10 protein-coding genes are annotated in these 18,703 nt (G+C 36.1%); all 10 read right to left on the bottom strand.

Features of this window, described 5'->3' with window-relative positions; genetic code table 11:
* Positions 1-231: 231 nt before the first annotated feature.
* A complete protein-coding gene (locus QZ379_RS05040; RefSeq protein WP_291558949.1) occupies positions 232-2,391 on the bottom strand; it encodes a glycoside hydrolase family 97 protein in 2,160 nt (719 codons plus the stop codon).
* A gap of 13 nt (positions 2,392-2,404) precedes the next feature.
* Positions 2,405-4,192, bottom strand: coding sequence for a glycoside hydrolase family 66 protein (locus QZ379_RS05035; protein ID WP_291558947.1), 1,788 nt, complete (start codon positions 4,190-4,192; stop codon positions 2,405-2,407).
* 27 nt (positions 4,193-4,219) lie between these two features.
* Entirely contained in the window at positions 4,220-6,052 is a 1,833-nt protein-coding gene (locus tag QZ379_RS05030) for a SusF/SusE family outer membrane protein (RefSeq protein ID WP_291558945.1), read from the bottom strand.
* Between the two features lie 25 nt (positions 6,053-6,077).
* Entirely contained in the window at positions 6,078-7,562 is a 1,485-nt protein-coding gene (locus tag QZ379_RS05025; protein WP_291558943.1) for a RagB/SusD family nutrient uptake outer membrane protein, read from the bottom strand.
* A gap of 33 nt (positions 7,563-7,595) precedes the next feature.
* Complete coding sequence (locus tag QZ379_RS05020) at positions 7,596-10,607, bottom strand: TonB-dependent receptor (protein ID WP_291558941.1); 3,012 nt, start codon at positions 10,605-10,607, stop codon at positions 7,596-7,598.
* A gap of 180 nt (positions 10,608-10,787) precedes the next feature.
* Positions 10,788-12,416 carry a DUF6377 domain-containing protein gene (locus QZ379_RS05015; RefSeq protein WP_291558939.1) on the bottom strand — a complete coding sequence of 543 codons (1,629 nt, stop codon included), beginning with the start codon at positions 12,414-12,416 and terminating at the stop codon, positions 10,788-10,790.
* Between the two features lie 164 nt (positions 12,417-12,580).
* A complete protein-coding gene (locus tag QZ379_RS05010; protein WP_291558937.1) occupies positions 12,581-14,641 on the bottom strand; it encodes a TonB-dependent siderophore receptor in 2,061 nt (686 codons plus the stop codon).
* Between the two features lie 220 nt (positions 14,642-14,861).
* Positions 14,862-16,253 carry an alkaline phosphatase gene (locus QZ379_RS05005; protein ID WP_291558968.1) on the bottom strand — a complete coding sequence of 464 codons (1,392 nt, stop codon included), beginning with the start codon at positions 16,251-16,253 and terminating at the stop codon, positions 14,862-14,864.
* A 274-nt stretch (positions 16,254-16,527) separates the two neighbouring features.
* Complete coding sequence (locus QZ379_RS05000; protein WP_291558934.1) at positions 16,528-17,322, bottom strand: glycoside hydrolase family 3 C-terminal domain-containing protein; 795 nt, start codon at positions 17,320-17,322, stop codon at positions 16,528-16,530.
* Positions 17,291-18,637: a glycoside hydrolase family 3 N-terminal domain-containing protein gene (locus tag QZ379_RS04995; protein WP_291558932.1), complete on the bottom strand. Its 1,347-nt coding sequence runs from the start codon at positions 18,635-18,637 to the stop codon at positions 17,291-17,293. The genes QZ379_RS05000 and QZ379_RS04995 overlap by 32 nt, the downstream gene beginning before the upstream one ends.
* Positions 18,638-18,703 lie beyond the last annotated feature (66 nt).

The following is an 18,703-nucleotide window of genomic DNA, read 5'->3' as shown; positions in this document are numbered from 1 at the left end:
AATTAACATCAATAGTATCCACCCTAATTATATATCGGTTTTAATTCAAATTCCCCATAATTAGCATCATCCAATACCGTTTTACTATTGACGTTTTTAATGGATACTAATGATGTGTGTGTTTACAAATAGAAGCTATTTTTATCTTTATTCAATGTATAAACCTATATAAGGTTTTAACACTGAATAATATAAGCGAGTGTATTTAAGGATTATCAGTTACCGTATGAATTATTTAATAGGAAACAATGATAATCTTTTCAATCCTTTCATCTCACTCTTATCATTTACCTCAAAAATACTAATGGCATATCCTCCAGCCTCAACTGTATTTATCTTTAACTTTGTTTTATAGTCCACAATACCTTTTACAATCTTATAGGCTTGAGGATTAAGCTTATAGTCTGTATCTTTAGTATCTGAATATATTGTAGCAATGTACTTCTTATCCTTATCAAGAAAATCCAACGAGATAGATGATTTGTGAGGAGCGTTACCTGTTGTACTTCCTACAAACCAATTATTTGTACCCTTTTCTTTTCTTGCTACGGTTACATATTTTCCCGGCTCTGCCTCAAGATAAATACTATTATCCCAATCTACAGGAACATCTTTTATAAATTGGAAGGCGTCCATAAAACGTTCATAGTTTTCAGGCAAGTCGGCAGCCATCTGTAAAGGACTATACATTGTACAATACAACGACAACTGATTAGCAATAGTCACATTTGCATGAGAGTTATTGTTTGGATTTATCTTTGATATATTCATTTCGAATATTCCCGGAGTATAGTCCATTGGTCCACCCTGCAACCTTGTAAAAGGTAATACTGTAGTATGGAAAGTCTTGCTTCCACCAAAAGCCTGATATTCAGTACCTCTTGCAGATTCATTTCCTATTAGATTTGGATAAGTCCTACACAAACCTGTTGGTCTTACAGCCTCGTGTGCATTTACCATTATCTTATGTTTTGCAGCCTCAGTAATACAATAAAGATAATGATTATTCATCCACTGTCCATAATGATGTTCACCATATGGAAGCATATTTCCTACATAACCGCTTTTAACAGAATTATACCCATATTTATTCATCAATCGATATGCTTCTTCCAAATGACGTTCATAGTTTCTTGAGGAAGAAGATGTTTCATGATGCATCATTAATCTTATGCCCTTTGAATGTGCATATTCATTAAGCTCTTTGATATCAAAATCAGGATAAGGTGTAACAAAATCAAAAACATAATCTTTTTGATTACCAAACCAATCTTCCCAACCTATATTCCATCCTTCTATAAGAAGTTGGTCAAAACCATGTTCAGATGCAAAATCAATATAACATTTCACATTATCATTATTTGCGGAATGAGTTCCATTAGGTTTAAGAGAAGAATAATCACAAGCATCCAACTTTACCGACGGCAATTCATTAGTATATGACCAACTTCCTTTGCCTGTTATCATCTCCCACCATACTCCCATATACTTTACTGGTTTTATCCATGATGTATCCTCTATTTTACAAGGTTCATTCAGATTTAGAATCAGATGCGAAGCCAGTATTTTACGTGCATCATCTGAGACAAGAACAGTTCTCCATGGTGAATGACAAGGTGTCTGCAAACGTCCTTTATATCCTTCAGCATCAGGAGTAAGCCATGACTCAAATACCAGATTCTTCTCATCAAGATTCAGATGCATACACGAGTAATCAACCAGAGCAGCCTCGTGAATATTAATATAAATACCATCATCTGTCTTCATCTGTAATGCTGTTTGTACTCCTGTAGGAGAGAACAATGTCTGCGATGCGTTTGATGACACGGCATTGTCATGGTATTTGCTTATTTCAGACAGGCGTGACTCTGTATAATCATATTCCTGTGTATCGTAATCACCTGGTATCCACCAGGCAATGTGGTCACCCGTCATAGCAAACTGAGTATGTTCTTCCTTCACAGTGAAATATACCAGATTCTTCTGTTGAGGGAACTCATATCTAAGTCCCATACCATCATCATATACCCTGAAACGGATATTCATTTTACGACCTGTTGATGTCTGTTCCAACTCTGCAAGAAGTTCATTATAATTATTTCGTATTTCTTTAACCTCTCCCCAAACAGGCTCCCAAGTTTCATCAAATGAAGATGTAGAAGTCTTAATAAGTTTAAAACCTTCTCTCAGATTTGAATTTCCTTTAAGTTCATATCCGAGTTTACTTGGTTTTATGATTTCCTTATCATTATATTTCATTGAATAAACAGGCTCTCCTGATGATGTCAATTCAAAATCAACACAAACATTTCCCGACGGAGATTCTATTCTTTCCGCTTGTGCAGTTAAAATCGAGGCTAATGCCACAATACTTACTATAAATTTTCTCATATACATTTAATTATTATTCATATTCAACTACTATCATTGTCCAATATTTGAGAGCAGGCAAAGTTAATTTTATCTTATCTGAATTTTGTGTAAACTCTAATGTTCGGGCCACTCCAAAATCAAAATCAGGAGAAGCGCACCATACAGACTTTATGGTTCCTGACCTTCCGTCAATACTCAATTCAATCTCTTTATTTTCAATCAAATCCTGCTCTTGCTGATCTGCATTCGTATCACACCAGTCAAGATGTATTGCATTTGTATAATTCAACAAGTGTACTACAGAAGTTTTTCCATCATCAAGATTCTTGCCAACAGTAGCAACTTTACCCTTTTGCGGCGGCCACTGGTTGAAACTGATTCCTCCACTTATTGACACGGCATCCACTCCTGTCCATCCACGGCTTCCGTCACGTAAAAGATTCTCATATGCTGTAATGAAGTCGTAAAATGTAATCATTGATTTCTTCAGTTCTCCGCTCATGGTCAGATTACTGTTTGGGAAATACTCATTACATAGCATATGTTCTCCGAGTTCAAGATGAGCACCTCCCCATGCATGAATTGCTGCATTTGCCATCAATACTCCCGGAGTGTTAAAATAGCTACGTCCAATCTTTCCAAAATCATAATTCATATAAGCCGCCAATATAGTCTTACGTCCCCCATTTTTATTAAGATTATCCTGTCCTGTAATAGTATTTGAAATGACCTCAAATCCTCTATCTGTCGGCTTATCCCATACCTCAACATAGAAAAAGTCTGTCGATTCCGAATCTGCTATTTTTTGTCCACCAAAGCCACCTACAGCATTCATAACCAAACGTTTCTCAGGTTCCTTATTTTTCATAGCCTTGATGAATTTAGTAAATCCGCTCTCATAATCAATCACATCTCCGTGGTAATCATAAAGAGTTCCTCTTCCTCCAAGCTGGTCTATCTGATATCCATCGAAATCATACACATCATATACATCGCTTGTTTTCTGCCCAATATAGTCTATCCAGCCATCGTTTCCTGGATTTGTCAAATAAATACTACTTTTAAAAGGAGAACCCAATATATGTGCGTCTATCGTTCCTCGATTTTTATCTTTAAACATATACCATTTATTGCTTACCCCGTCTTCCTCAGCATCAGACAAAGCTCCATAAGCCAGATTATAAAACAGTGACTTCATATTTCTTTCATGGCCGGCCTTTATATATCCATCAACCGTTGTGCGATAACAATCACGGTTGATAATATCTTTCCACACCTCCATTGGTGCAGAAACACTTCCTGCCAAAGGCATATGATGTTTATAATGCCAATCCTGATACTGAACATAGTTAATGTGGTATCTATTAAGATTATCCATTACTTTGTTTATCTCCGATTCACTCATCTTTCCGTACTCTGACAAAAATCCGTTTCGAGGAAACATTTTAGGATCAGAAGATACATCAATAGCTATACTACCTTTTATTACTTCTACCCCATTCTCAATCGTATATATATCAACCATATAGCCTTTATAATCATTAGTTGGAGGTTTCCAACTCCATTCATTAGAGGTTAGTGGTGTTTCCTCTATTACCTGATTAAGATGACGGTAACGTATAGTTGCGTTTCCTTCCACCATCTTATTCAACTTTATTTTTACTTCTTCACCAGGGATATAAGCTGCCTTATCTGTAGAAAGATACACTTCCATATATCCGTCACCGTATGTTATGGGATTAACTGATGAGTCAACTTCATCAATACATGAGCCTAAAACCAAGGCTGCACTTAATAATATATAAGTTATTCTTCTCATAAATCTTTCATATTATAATAATATATTCTAATTCTGTTTCTCAAAAGAAATTTTATTAGTATTGAAATTAATGGTTATAGTGTATGTACCGGCCTCCAGTTCAGACAGTTTCCATTTATAGTCTTCACCAGAATTCCTTATATCTATGTCTGTATCATTAAAGATACTTGCATCCTTCTTTGTAGCATATACAAAATATCCGCTGAAATCTTTTGCAGTCGGACCTTCCAGAGAAAACTTAATCTCACCGACTTTCAGGTTCCCTGTCCACGTAAATATATTTCCGTTCTCTTCAGACTGAGTCATTTCAACCATTTTGTCCCAACTCCATCCTTCAGGAGTAGCATCGCCAACCATCCACATATTATCATACAGAACCGTAATATCATCCTGTTTCCTTATCACAACTTCCAATGTCTCCGTATTAAGGCTCACATAATATTCACCCGCATCTGAGATAGTAAATTTAATATCTTCTCCATCCGCTGGTTGAGCATCGAAATATTTTGCTTTGCCTTCATTAACAGGATCTTTGACATATCCAGGCCACCATCTATCTGGTCTTCTCTGGCATATGAATCTTAATTCTCCACTGTTTAAATTGCCGTTCCACTCAAAAGTCTTCTCCGCCTCATTATAACTCATCTCCGTAGCATTCATTATCTCCCAGTCTCCCGGAGTAGCATTTCCTATAAGATATAATTCCGGGGCAGGTTCCTGTACACTTATAGGCTGAATATTTACATCAAGAGAAGATGTATTCGCCGTAATTTTATATATACCTGGCTTATCTATGTCGAAAGATATATCCTGTTCTGAAGACGGCGCAGTCTCAAAGTAAACCATTTTATTATCAGCATTAGCATCCTTTGCGTATCCAGGCCAGAACATTCCTGAGATATTCTGACAGACAAATCTGAATTTACCAGCTTTCAGTGCTCCTTCCCATTCAAAAGCTTGAGCAGATTCTATATAATTCATTTTAGTAGCTTGAGGCACATCCCATCCACCTGTTGTAGCATCTCCTATAAGATACAGTTCCGGTTCCGGCTCCTCCACATCAATAGGGTCAATAACAACATCAAGCGTAGAAGTATTAATAGTAACACGATATACTCCAGGAGCATTTATCATAAATTTCACATCATCTTCTCCGGCAGGTTCAGTAGCAAAATATTTCGCCTTACCTTCATTATCAGGATCCTTTACATATCCCGGCCACCAGGTACCAGACGTGTTCTGACATATAAACCTGAAACCATTCTTTAACAATGTACCTTCCCAAGTAAATACATCCTTGTTTTCCGCATCCATTGTCATCAACGTAGCCTGTTCTATATTCCATCCTCCAGGAGTAGCATCACCAATAAGATACAATCTCAAAGTACGATACTTATAAGGTTGTACATCAAACACAACAACATTTGATATCTGAGTCTCCACAGACGTGTCCGAGACCACAGCCGTCACCCTCGCTTCGAATGTATATGTCTCCTCGTCATCAACAGGAATGTTCCATACAGTCTTCAAGCTATCATTAAGTTCTTTGTTAGTATAAGATATAAAATGAGAATCTGTCTTACCTATATTCTTCTTTATTCCACCCGCGAAATTATTATCTTTTAAATCCATCTCGAAAAGATATGAAATGGCAGCTCCAGTTCCTTGATTACTTCCGGCTCCCCAACTGAATTTTACTGCTTCCTTATCTTCCACAAACTGACTCAATACAACAATATCTTCTGATATTTCAAGTTTTAAAGGAGTACTACCTTTATCCAATTCCATTTCATCCTTTTTACAAGACCCCAACATCAATATGCTTAATACGATAAGCATTAAATTATATATTGTTTTCATAACTATCTTCTTTATTGATTTATAATTAATATCCTGGATTCTGTTCAAGATTACCGTTAGCTTCTATTTCCTGCTGAGGGATAGGCAACAATAAATGTTTCTCTTGTGCATTAAGTTTACCTATAGAATGCAGGAATTCAAGACCTTTACCATCCTTCATACGTATAATATCAAACCACCTGTCTCCTTCAAATGCCAGTTCCATGCGTCTTTCATGAAATATCTTATCACGCATTTCATCCTGTGTAAGTCCTTCAATCTTACTTCTGTCAGTCAATCCGGCACGTGTTCGAACCTCATACAATGGCTCTTCAGCTTCTGAAATCCTCCCAAGTTCATTCAAAGCCTCTGCCTTCATAAGTAAAACTTCAGCATATCGCATAACAACAAAATTTGCCGGACTTGTATTATAATCCATCGATATAGACTTAGGCACTAAAAACTTACGCACGTTATACCCTGTTGAAGAATAAGAAGAAGAATAAGTCTTTCCATCAAATAAAGGACAACCGGAATACAATACCGTTTTATCCTTACGAAGATCTCCTTCTTCATACTGGCTTACAAACTCACCTGTAGGCTGATTCCAACCGTAACCTCCGGCAACCATATCTGAGTTTCTTGGTCCCATATATGTACTGAGCCACGAAGACTGATTCTCATTACTCCAGAAATCATAATTAGTCTTGCCATAATATTGCACTTCAAAAAGCGACTCCTGTCCGTTTTCTTTCTCAGGATTGAAATTGTCACTATAGTCACTATTTAAAGAATATCCCTGTTTCTTTATTTCGTCACAATATTCTATTATTTTATCATAGTTTTCTCCACGTGTGAGATAGACCTTCGCAAGCTCTCCCATCGCAGCACCTTTTGTAGCACGCCCGATATCATCAGAAGTATATGACGATTTTGTAGGAAGTAAATCAATAGCCTTTTTAAGGTCATCAATGATAAGTTGATAAATTTGTTCAACTGACGCACGTTTAGGCTTCAGGTCATCGTCAGGAGTCTGAGGTTCTATCAATAAAGGAACTCCCCCAAACAAACGTACAAGTATAAAATAATAATGGGCACGTAAAAAATAAGCCTCTCCTAAACAACGATTCTTTATATCCTCATCAATATCCATTCCCGGAACATTTTTCAACACATAATTACAACGCAGAATTCCAGGAGCTGGTCCTCTATAAATATCCAGTACACCAAAATTATCTGTTGTAGTAATAAAATTAGCCAAATCCTTTGTTTCAATACCGTCAGTACCTCCACCTGCACCAACTTCACTGTTTCCTGCCACAATATCCAATGTCCATATTCTCATATTATACAATTTCGCCCACTGCAAAGGCTGGTATGCACCATTTACGGCGGCTATGGCATCTTCTTCAGATTGGAAACTCTTTGTCGCATCAATCGAATCCCACGGTTCCTTGTCCAGGAAACCGCTACATCCACTAAAAATCACAGATAAAGCCGACAGGCATAAAACTCTACTATATTTGTTCATAGAATAATACTTTTAAAATTAAACATCAAGGTATCAGAAAGAAACATTAAGTCCAAATGTTATATTTCTAGAAACAGGATATACATTATTGTCGTCTCCTGTACCGGAAGATATTTCAGGGTCTAAACCAGTGTATCTGGTTAATGTCAGAAGATTTTGACCTGATACATAAAAACGGACAGAAGACATCAAAGCCTTTTTACTTATTCTTTCAGGTAAAGTATATCCAAGTGTAATATTCTTCAGCCTCAGATACGATCCGTCTTCAATAAACCTGTTGGACGTACGAGTATTCTTATTGGGATCTCCAAATACCGCACGAGGCATAGAATCACTCGTTCCTTCACCTCTCCAACGTTCCAACACTGTAGTCATCTGATTTTGCGCTACAGACATAGCCTCTAAAGACGCCCTGTTAGAGTTATAAATCTTGTTACCGGCCACACCTTGGAAATACACCTCAAGATCAAAATTTTTCCATGCAAAAGAGTTGTTCATGGAAAATGTCCATGACGGAGTTGGATCTCCGAGGAATGTTCTATCATCATCATTTATAATACCGTCATTATTAAGATCCTTAAACCTTATGTCACCTGCCGACGTTCTGTTATACGGGTCATCTCCTGCTGTCTGGATAGCATGATTATCAACTTCTTCCTGTGTCTGGAATATTCCATCGACAACATACCCATAAAAGGAACTTGCCGGATGCCCCACCGCATGAATATTATTTCCGAAATATATCGGTACATCGCCATTAAGACTAAGAATCTTATTAGTATTATATGATGCATTTACAGTTGTCATCCAGGAAAACTCTCCAAGCATGTTTCTTGAGGTCATTGATATTTCAAAACCTTTATTCCGCATTTTCCCTGCATTGATTTTTGGAACATATACATCCGAAAATCCGGTAGAAATAGGCACAGACATATCTACAAGCATATCATTTGTATTTTTCACATATGCGTCAAGACTGAGATTTACCCTATCATTAAACATTGTAAGGTCAGCACCGATATTATATTGTTCAACCTCCTCCCAACGTACATTTGGATTAGGCATAACTGACGGAGCAATAGCATTAACCTGATTGCCATTAAAATTATATTGTATTGTCTGCCATACAGAAGCATAAACATAATTACCTACACTTGCCTGATTACCTGTCAAGCCATATCCTGCCCTAAGTTTCATATCACTTAACCAAAAACTCTTTTTAAAGAAAGGCTCTTCCGACAATCTCCATGCCAAAGCTACTGAAGGGAAATTTGCCCAACGGTTTTGCTTGCTGAATCTGGAGGAACCATCCCTACGAACAGTGGCTGTCAACAAATATTTATTATCATATGTATAATTTATACGTCCCAATAAAGAAAGTAAAGCCCAATCACTACCATTACCATAAACATTAGGTTCCAATGTTCCATTGTCTAATTGTTGTGCTGTAGGACTTATAAATCCCATGATAGAGCCTCCCATATATTCATAAGTATTTGTTTGGGCTGAAGAACCAATCATGGCAGTCAAGACATGTTTATCATTAAAAGTTTTATTAAATGTCAACGTGTTATCCCAAAGTATAGTCAAACTTTTATTGTATTTCCTTGAAGCATACGATTCTTCTTGCGCAATAGGTTCCCAGTCATACTTGGGAGCCCATCCTTTTTCATCCCAAAATAATGCCTGTACACCTGCTATAGATTTAAAGGTCAACCATTCCCATGGAGTTATTTCCGCATAAATATTGCCAAGCATATTATATCCTTTAGTACATGATGTATTACTATACATTTTTCCTATAGGATTAGCAATATCACCAACATACATTGCCTGTCCAACCGGACCAGCCCAGCTTCCGTCTTCATTCTTTATTTCCTGAGTAGGTAATGCAAGCATGGTATTCTTTATATTATACTCACCTTTTGCTTTCACATCATGGTTCAACGACAATTTATTACCCATTTTCAACCATTTAAACAATTGCGTATCCATATTGAACTGTACAGTAAAACGATCATATTCTGTAGTACGTACTATACCGTCTTGAGTGAAATATGCTGCTGATACATAATATGTAGTTTTATCATTTCCACCTGAATAACTCAAAGAATAATCCTGCGTAGCTCCTGTTTGGAATAATTCATTTACCCAATCTGTTCCTTTTCCCAACAACGTAGGATCTTCAAACAACGGGTTCTGAGGTTGGGCATTAGCAGTCATCATCTCATTATGTAAAGATGCGAACTGGGTTGCATCAAGCAAATCCAAAGTCCGTTTTACACTTTCAATACCATAAGAAGCCTTAAATTCAAAACGAGGAGTTGAATTTGCCTTACCTTTTTTAGTAGTAATAATAATTACTCCATATGCTCCTCTTGAACCATATATGGCAGTTGCCGACGCGTCTTTTAAGACATTTACAGTCTCAACATCATTCATATTTATCATATTCAGAGGAACATCAGTCGGTACTCCATCTATGACAAGCAATGGATCACTACCTACAATAGAACCAATACCACGAATTTTCATTGAAACATTATCTCCAGGAGCACCATTTGAAATAACCTGTAATCCTGTAGCTCTTCCCTGAAGTGCTGCTCCCAAACTTGAAGATGGTTGTTTGCCCAAATCCTTGGCAGAAACTGAAGATATAGCTCCTGTCAAATCATTCTTTTTCATAGTACCATAACCTACAACAACGACTTCGTCAAGTACTTCTGAATCTTCTTTAAGTACGATATCAAAGAAAGTTTTACCTTGTACAGGTATCTCCTGAGTAGAATACCCAACAAATGATACTACCAATGTACTTTCTTTAGAAACCGATATGGAAAATTTCCCATCAATATCAGTTATAGTTCCATTAGTTGTTCCTTTTTCAAGAACACTTGCCCCAATAACAGATACACCGGTATCATCTACAATATTTCCACTGACTAAAACTTGTTGAGCAAAAACATCTAAAACTGAACACAATCCCATAAAGATACATAGGAATCTGATTGCAATTCTTGGCAATCTTTTCTTTTTCTTTTTCATGTACATCAATTTTAATTAATAACAAAACTTTTCATTGGCAAAAGTAAATTATATAATTCTACAGAAGTACACAATATAGAAAAAATATAGTCTATTTAGCTCATAAATATTAGATATAATATTAATAATCAACAATTTACAATTATCAGCAATAGTAAAAAAAGTAGTCTATTATAAATCTTATTTTGATATATTCATGACTTTATTTTCAAAATCTTCACGGGCACATGCTGCCCTGTTTCTAATTCTGGTACGATAATTGTAAATAGTTGTTACCGAATATCTCAAGAACTGGGCTATTTTTACGCTATCAGTTATTCCTAAACGTATTAATGCAAAAATTCTAAGTTCTGTATTAAGTAACTCACCTTGTTTTGGTTGAATAGGTTCCGTCAGTAAAGAATTAAAATCATCTACAAAATTTGGATATATCTGCAAGAATGTCGTATCAAAACCTGTATAAAAATCCTTTAATTCAGCCTCAATAAAAGAAGAAGACTTTAATAACTTATATAAATCATCCAATTTCCCTGCAGATGCTATTTTGTTTAAATGATGGCGATACTGTTCTATTTTATCAAGATAAACCGAACATTGATTCAAATAATGACCAACATATTCCTCTTTAATATAATTTGATTCTGTCAAAGATTTATTCATATCAATAAGTTTCTGATTAGCCTCTTTTAATTCAGAATTCACTTTAGATAATTCATTATTTATTTTTATCAAGTTCAATCGAGCCACCGTTATTTTCTTTTTTTGAAAATAAAAAATGACAATGGCCACAATAAGACATAACGATAACAAACTAATGGTAAGCAATGTATTCTTCAACCGTTTCTGGTGATTAATTTCTTTCAGATGATAAGACTCATTTATAATTGGAAACATTTTCTGCACCTCCAATATTCTCCATCGAGCGTTACATTTTACAGCATCATCCATACATAGTGTCACATATTTATAGGCCCTGTCAATATCTCCCTCTTCATATAGCATTACTGCAAGCCTTCTTAAAGACACATATTCCCTGACAACAGATTTTATATCACCGATAGAAGACAATATAAGATACTTCTTTTCATTATATTTATCATTTATACCTCTATATGATTCAGATAGCGTATAGTATAATATTGCTTTATCATGTAAACTAATGTCTGATTTATTTAAATATTCTTTTATCAAACATATTGCTTTATTATAATCACCATTGAAATTATATGAATCGGACTTTACAATAACATATGGCAATGTTCCTTCCTGATTATATGCCACTATAGAATCACGATATCTGTTTGTTTCATGAAGATATCTATCACGCATAATATCTACTGTTACGAAATCAGCCAAGAGTCCATATATTGTTCTATATGTATGAAAATAATAAGGGAGTAGAAAACTTGGCAGCTCATCTTGCTTAATCCCATCCATTATCTCTAATGATTCTTTAAACATTCCAAGCATACATAAAGTTTCAGCTATATTCATACTGGCATCATTGATATAATCTTTATTATTTACACTCAATGCCAATTGATATTTTTCATGAGCAATTTTTAATGACTTGTTAGTATCATAATTCAGATATGCATCAAACAGTTTTCCTAAAATCTGATATTTACTTTCTTTTGAGGTAGCATAACGAAACATATCCTCCAATAATAACAACTCTTTTTCCTTTGCTTCTTCATATTCACTCCTTTTATTAATTTCCTCATCAAGCTGCAATAACAAAGTATTATTATTAGAAAAAAGAACATTAACGTATAACAATAATAATAAATAGAAAAAAATTCGTTTCATTATATTAGTATTCTTTATATGATTCTTATTATCAGTTTTATATAATAAACAAAAGTGATATCACAAATATAGTGAAATTTGTTCTAATAATTCAAACATACATAAAACAAAAGCTTCGTTATTAACAATAATCAATAACAAAGCTTTTAATAATAATGCCATATTTAGAACTTAAACCTATAGCTTGCCCCTGCCCTTACCCATATTCCTGGTTGAGGAATATTGCCATGGTCATAGTATGTCTTGTTCAGAAGGTTGTTTCCTTCTACATATATCTTATACTGAGGCGCATTCCATGAGAGTCGCGCATCCACAAGCGAATACGGCTCGTATGACACCATCGAATTGCCTTTCTGATAATTACCCATACGGTCCTGCCAGCGGTATGACACATTCATCTCAAGCAATTTCCAGATTCTGAAGTTTGCCTGCGCCACGAACTTATGTTTGAGATACTCCAATGCATATTTCGACTGCAGATTTGGCATAGTTTCCTTATCCTGGTTAATATAGCTGTAAGACACATTGACCGAACGCACAAAAGCATCACGCTGCATCAGTTCGCGTATATCAAACAGAACAGAAGCCTCAGCACCCATTGTATTGATTACGGCATGATTTACCGACTGCCATGGAGCGTCATCGCCCTGTGATATATCCTTTATCCAGTCTATCATGTCCGTCCCATGATAGCGGTACAAGCTCAGAGTACCACGTATTCCCGGACGAAGATACTTCACCCCAACTTCCACTGCCTGCATTTCCTCAGGTTTCAGATACTTGTCGGCTTTATGACCTCCGACGGAATAATACAGTTCCGTGAAAGTAGGCATACGCAATGAGGTGTTATAAGATGCATAAACCTTCCAGTCGCGTGCAAACTGATAGCTGGCATCAACACCCGGATAGAAACGGAACTTCATTTCATTGCCGGTATTCTTCACGGCTATCACTCCCGCTGAAAGAGTGAAACGCCTCAACACGATATTATGTTCCAGATGAAAACTCAGATTGGTTCTGTTAAGTCCGAGAGTAAAATCGGCATCAGCACCGGGAACCTTTACCGGAGAATTGAGCGGTTCTCCAAGCGATGTACTCCTAACACCTTCATTCCTGAACTCCGCCCCGAATGCAGTCTTTCCGAGGAATGTCTGGATATAGTTGTTAAGGTTCACACCATAGACATCGGTCTGATGATAATTGAACGGAGATTCATCCGGCATTCCGCGATAAAATTCAAACCTGTCGTCCGAACGGTTCCAATAGACTGATGGCTTGAAATGATAGACATCGCCCTTTGTTTCCGCCTGAACAGCCGTGTAATACTTTCTTACGTGTTCAAACTGCTCGTCGGAAAGAGTGCTGTAGAAAGTGTTCGCGCCATAATCCTTGTTTGTGAAACCTGCATGCCAGCGCACATCTACCAGGTCGTTCTCATATCGTCCCTGATAGAACAGCCTTGCATACTTGAAGTCGGCATTAAGATTTCCTGCCTTACTACGGCTGAATCCGTCGCTGCGGCTGTAGCTGCCCGAAACCTGGTTGCTCAAACCGTTCTTCACATGGCTTACAATAGCTCCGCCTTTGAAATAGCCGTAAGAACCGCCGTCGGCAAACACCTCTGCCCCGCTGTCCTTTGCAGTACGCGTAACGATATTGATGGCTCCCACCAGCGATGATGTGCCATACACACGTCCTGCAGGTCCTTCCAAAACCTCGATACGTTCTATTTCACTTAATTCAACAGGAAAATCGGCCGCGTTATGGCCGGTTTGTGGGTCGCAGATGTTTATACCGTTCAGAAGGATAGTAATTTGGTCGAACGTTCCCCCACGAATACTTATGTCCGTTTGTACTCCCATATCACCGCGCTGTCGGACATCAACGCCGGCGGCATACTTTAACAGGTCGTTAATACTCTGTACAGGGGCGGCGGCAATAGCCTCGCGGTCGAGTACAGTCACGATTCGTGCTGCCTGGCTCACTGTGAGCGGCACACGGCTGCCGGTTACTTCCACTTCCTCCAGCTCATACAGTTTCTCGCCTGCATTGTTTTTCTCGGCAGTCTGGGCTGATATACCAGAAACAGGTGCAGATGCCAGCATAGCTACTGTCATCACCCCGATACTTACCGGAGATTTCAATGTGGAGAACACTGCATACGAGCGGTTCGAATAGCGTCTGAAACGCATAGTCCGGCTGCTTTTCTGAATGTTTTCTTTCATTGGTTAATAATTAAATTGATTAAAAATGCGGGGCAAAGATACGAAAGTTTAGATAGAAAACAATAGAGCAATTATACTTTGGGGAAGTTGGGTAAATAAATGAAATTACACTATTAAGTATGGAGAAGTGTAATTTTTCGCACAAATCCATACTTAATAGTGTAATTCATAAAATATTATACCACTATTTCACCAGTTCTCAAAAGGACGCTACTTATCTTTATCTACTCTTCTCATAACCCGCAACTTTTGCTATTATATTAGGTAAATCTATATTATTAAGACGTCTTGTAAAATTATTTGATCCTACCCCAATAGCAAATACAGGAACATATCCAGCAGAGTGTCCTCCTGTATTCCATCCTAAATATGCCAACTCATTTATAATACGTTTTGCCTCTCCTGCAAGAGCTTCATCAAGTGAATATTCACTTTTCTCCATTTTCACGTCATCAGCCTTTATGCTCTTTTCATATATTGTCATCAGCCTTTCACTATTCTTCTCATTAACATCAACCTTGTCCCAAAAGCCAAAACTATCCATTAACAAATCTTTCACAGAATCCCAAGGTACTCCATTACCATATCTATTCCGAAGCTTCTTAACCTGAGTAGAAAAGACACTTTCACTATTTTTCTGATGTTCAAGGATCTTGAGATTGAGTTCATATTTACCGGTTCCTAAAGAGATACCGCCCGTTTCATGATCAGCAGTAACGACAATCAAAGTTTCATCCTTATGCTGCAAATAAAACTCATAAGCTACTCTAATAGTATTGTCAAAATCGATTATTTCATTAATCATAGTAGCACCATCATTGCTATGACAAGCCCAATCTATTTTACCACCTTCTACCATTAAAAAGAAACCATTCTTACAGTCTTTCGTAAGAAAATCTATTGCACATTTTGTTATATTTTCTAAATTCAGCTCAGAGCCAGTTCTATCTATAGCATATGGCAAAGAATACCTGTCTCTCTTAGACAATTCTTCTTCCTGAAATAAAATCATTTTCTTACTTTTCTTTGATTTCATTTTGTAGTCATCATACCCACGAACTATTGTGTAACCATATTCATCTGCCATTTCATAAAGATTTGAACCATTCCCGTTCTTGTCCTCAGGAGAAATAAAATCTGAACCGGCATAAAAATCAAACCCGGCTTTATACAAATCTATACCTATTTCATAATAATTATTTCTACTCGATTCATGAGCATAAAAAGCTGAAGGAGTTGCATGATCTACACTCACACTTGTAGCTATACCAACCCTTTTACCTGAATTTTTTGCCCATACAGCTACGCTTGACACCTCTGTCTTAAGATCCTGCATAACCCCAATGGCACCATTCTTAGTTTTCACCCCAGTAGCTAATGCTGTCCCTCCTGCTGCAGAATCGGTTACGCTATTTGTCGCAGAATATGTAGAAGCAACTGTGGATACAGGAAACTGAGTAAAACATAACGGAGATAATCCTATTTTTCCTTCAAGTTCTGCCTTATACATTTCTGTAGTTTGAACCTGATTTACTCCCATACCATCACCAATAAAATAAAAAACATATTTGAGGTTCTTTCCAGAAACCCAAAAGACATTTAATAATAAAATTAAAAAAAAATACTATTCTTTTCATAAAATTACATTTTAAATCATTAAATTCAAAAGTCACCGGATAATAATCATAATTTTTGTTCTATATTGACCAACGATAAAAAACTAAAAGATATTCCTTTTTTCAACTCCAAACAAGATATAATTTAGGAATGAAGTAATTGCTCTATATTCTTATATATTCTGTATGAAATCAGTACATCTAGCAAGACCCATCATCCAATAAAACTTCCGGGCATGTTCAATGTCAATTTAATAACAGACAAAAGCTTTATTCTGTCATAACTAGTGTGACTTTTTTATCATATACCTGTAGAATATAAACTCCCGTTTCCAATTGTTTATTTCCATTGCTATCAACAAAAGATAAATCACGTTCAGGAATAATCTCAAATTTATATCTTTCAGTTTTCCCTTTTTGGATTTTTTTCTTTTCGAAATACTTAAGTTCTTTAATTGGTCTGGAAATAGAAGATGCAGGATCTGAAATATACCATAACACTGTCTCCTTTCCACTTTTATTACCTATATTAGTTACATCTACTTCAGCTATAATTGTTTCGTTACGAGTAAATTCTGTTTTAGATACTTTTATGTCCGAACACTTATAAGTTGTATAACTAAGTCCATATCCAAAATTGTATAATGGATTAGTTTGAATATCCTGATACCCTCCTAAATTATCAAACGGTCTTGCACTTTGGCGCATATTATAATATATAGGAATTTGTCCTGTTGAATAAGGGAATGTCATTGACAACTTTCCTGAAGGATTTATTCTCCCTGATAATATCCCTGCAAACGGCCTTCCACCAGCAACTCCTGGTTGCCATATTTCTAATATTGCAGAAGACAATGGTTCCAATCTACATAATTCAAGAGGACGACCACTAGACAATACTAAAATTATAGGTTTCCCAATTTTATTTAATTCTTCAGCCAATAATTCCTGGAATTTCGGTAAAGATATTGTAGAACGGCTAGCATTTTCACCACTCCAATGCTTTTGTTCACCAAGACATAAAATAATAACATCACTTTTTTTCTGCCATTCTTTTTGCCTCATTCAACATATCATCAGATGTTTCAGTAAATGAGCTTCCTAATGAATAATTAATTTCAATACTATTTCCGAATTCTGCAATCAAACCTTCATACAAAGACTCTACATAATCAGCCTTTCCACTAGCCGACCATGAACCTAATAGATTTTCCTTATCTTTTGCCATTGGTCCAATTAATGCAATAGACTTAACATGTTGCGATATAGGTAGTACTTTATCATTCTTCAACAATACATAGGATTCTTCAGCCATCTGAGAGCAAAGATTATAAATTTCATCTTCAAGTTCAGTAGATTTTTCAGCTTTAGTATAAGGATGTTCAAATAATCCCAATTGAAATTTTAGTCTTAGTATTCTTTTTACAGACCTATCAATTAAAGACATATCCAACAAACCATCATTTACAAGCTGTTTAAAGTTATCATAATAAATCATATCCTTCATATTCATATCCACTCCCGCTGTAAAAGCCTTTTTCCCTGCATCAGCTCTATTCTTTGCAACACCTTGATAAACGAGTTGTTCAACTGCATCCCAATCTGATACTACAAAACCTGTAAATCCCCATCTGTTTCTTAGAATCTCAGTAAGTGTATAATAGTTACATGTTGCTGGCGTCCCACTAATATCATTAAAACTGCTCATTATCGTTGAAGAACCAGCACTAATACATGCTTTATAAGGAAGTAAATATGTATCCCAAAGACTTTGAGAAGATATTTCTGTATATCTATAATCCCTTCCACCCTCAGATGCACCATAACCAACAAAATGTTTTAGACATGAGGCTATAGTATATTTCTCATTATAATCATTCCCTTGATAACCTTTAACTGTAGCAACCCCAAAAATAGAGTTTGTATAAGGGTCTTCACCATAGCACTCAGCCACTCTTCCCCATCTTGGGTCTCTTGAAACATCAATCATAGGAGAAAAAGTCCAATTTATTCCTGCATTATAAGTTTCGTAAGCAGCTATTCTACTTAGCTTTCTTGATAAATCCGGATTCCACGAACAAGACTGCGCTAGTGGAATAGGATAAATATTTTTAAAACCATGAATAACATCAAACCCAAATAAAATAGGAATACCCAATCTTGTTTTTTCAATATTTTCTCGCTGAACTCGATTCCTTTCTTCTGCATCATCTACAAAATATATTAATGAGCCAATACCAAAAGGTATTTCTCTTTCATCATTTCTGGAAATATTATTTACATTATTATCTCTTAAAATCAACAGTGATAATTGAAGTAATTTTTCTTCAAAAGTCATTCTTTTTATTAAATCATCAACTCTAACATCAATTGATAACATTGGGTCTTTATACCCTTAATTCCGCAACACATTTCTAAAGAAAATAATTTAAAGTACTGAGTAATA

Source organism: Bacteroides sp. (assembly GCF_019417265.1).
GTDB lineage: Bacteria > Bacteroidota > Bacteroidia > Bacteroidales > Bacteroidaceae > Phocaeicola.
Note: the sequence above shows the minus strand (reverse complement) of the source record. Positions and strands in the feature narration are given on the sequence as shown.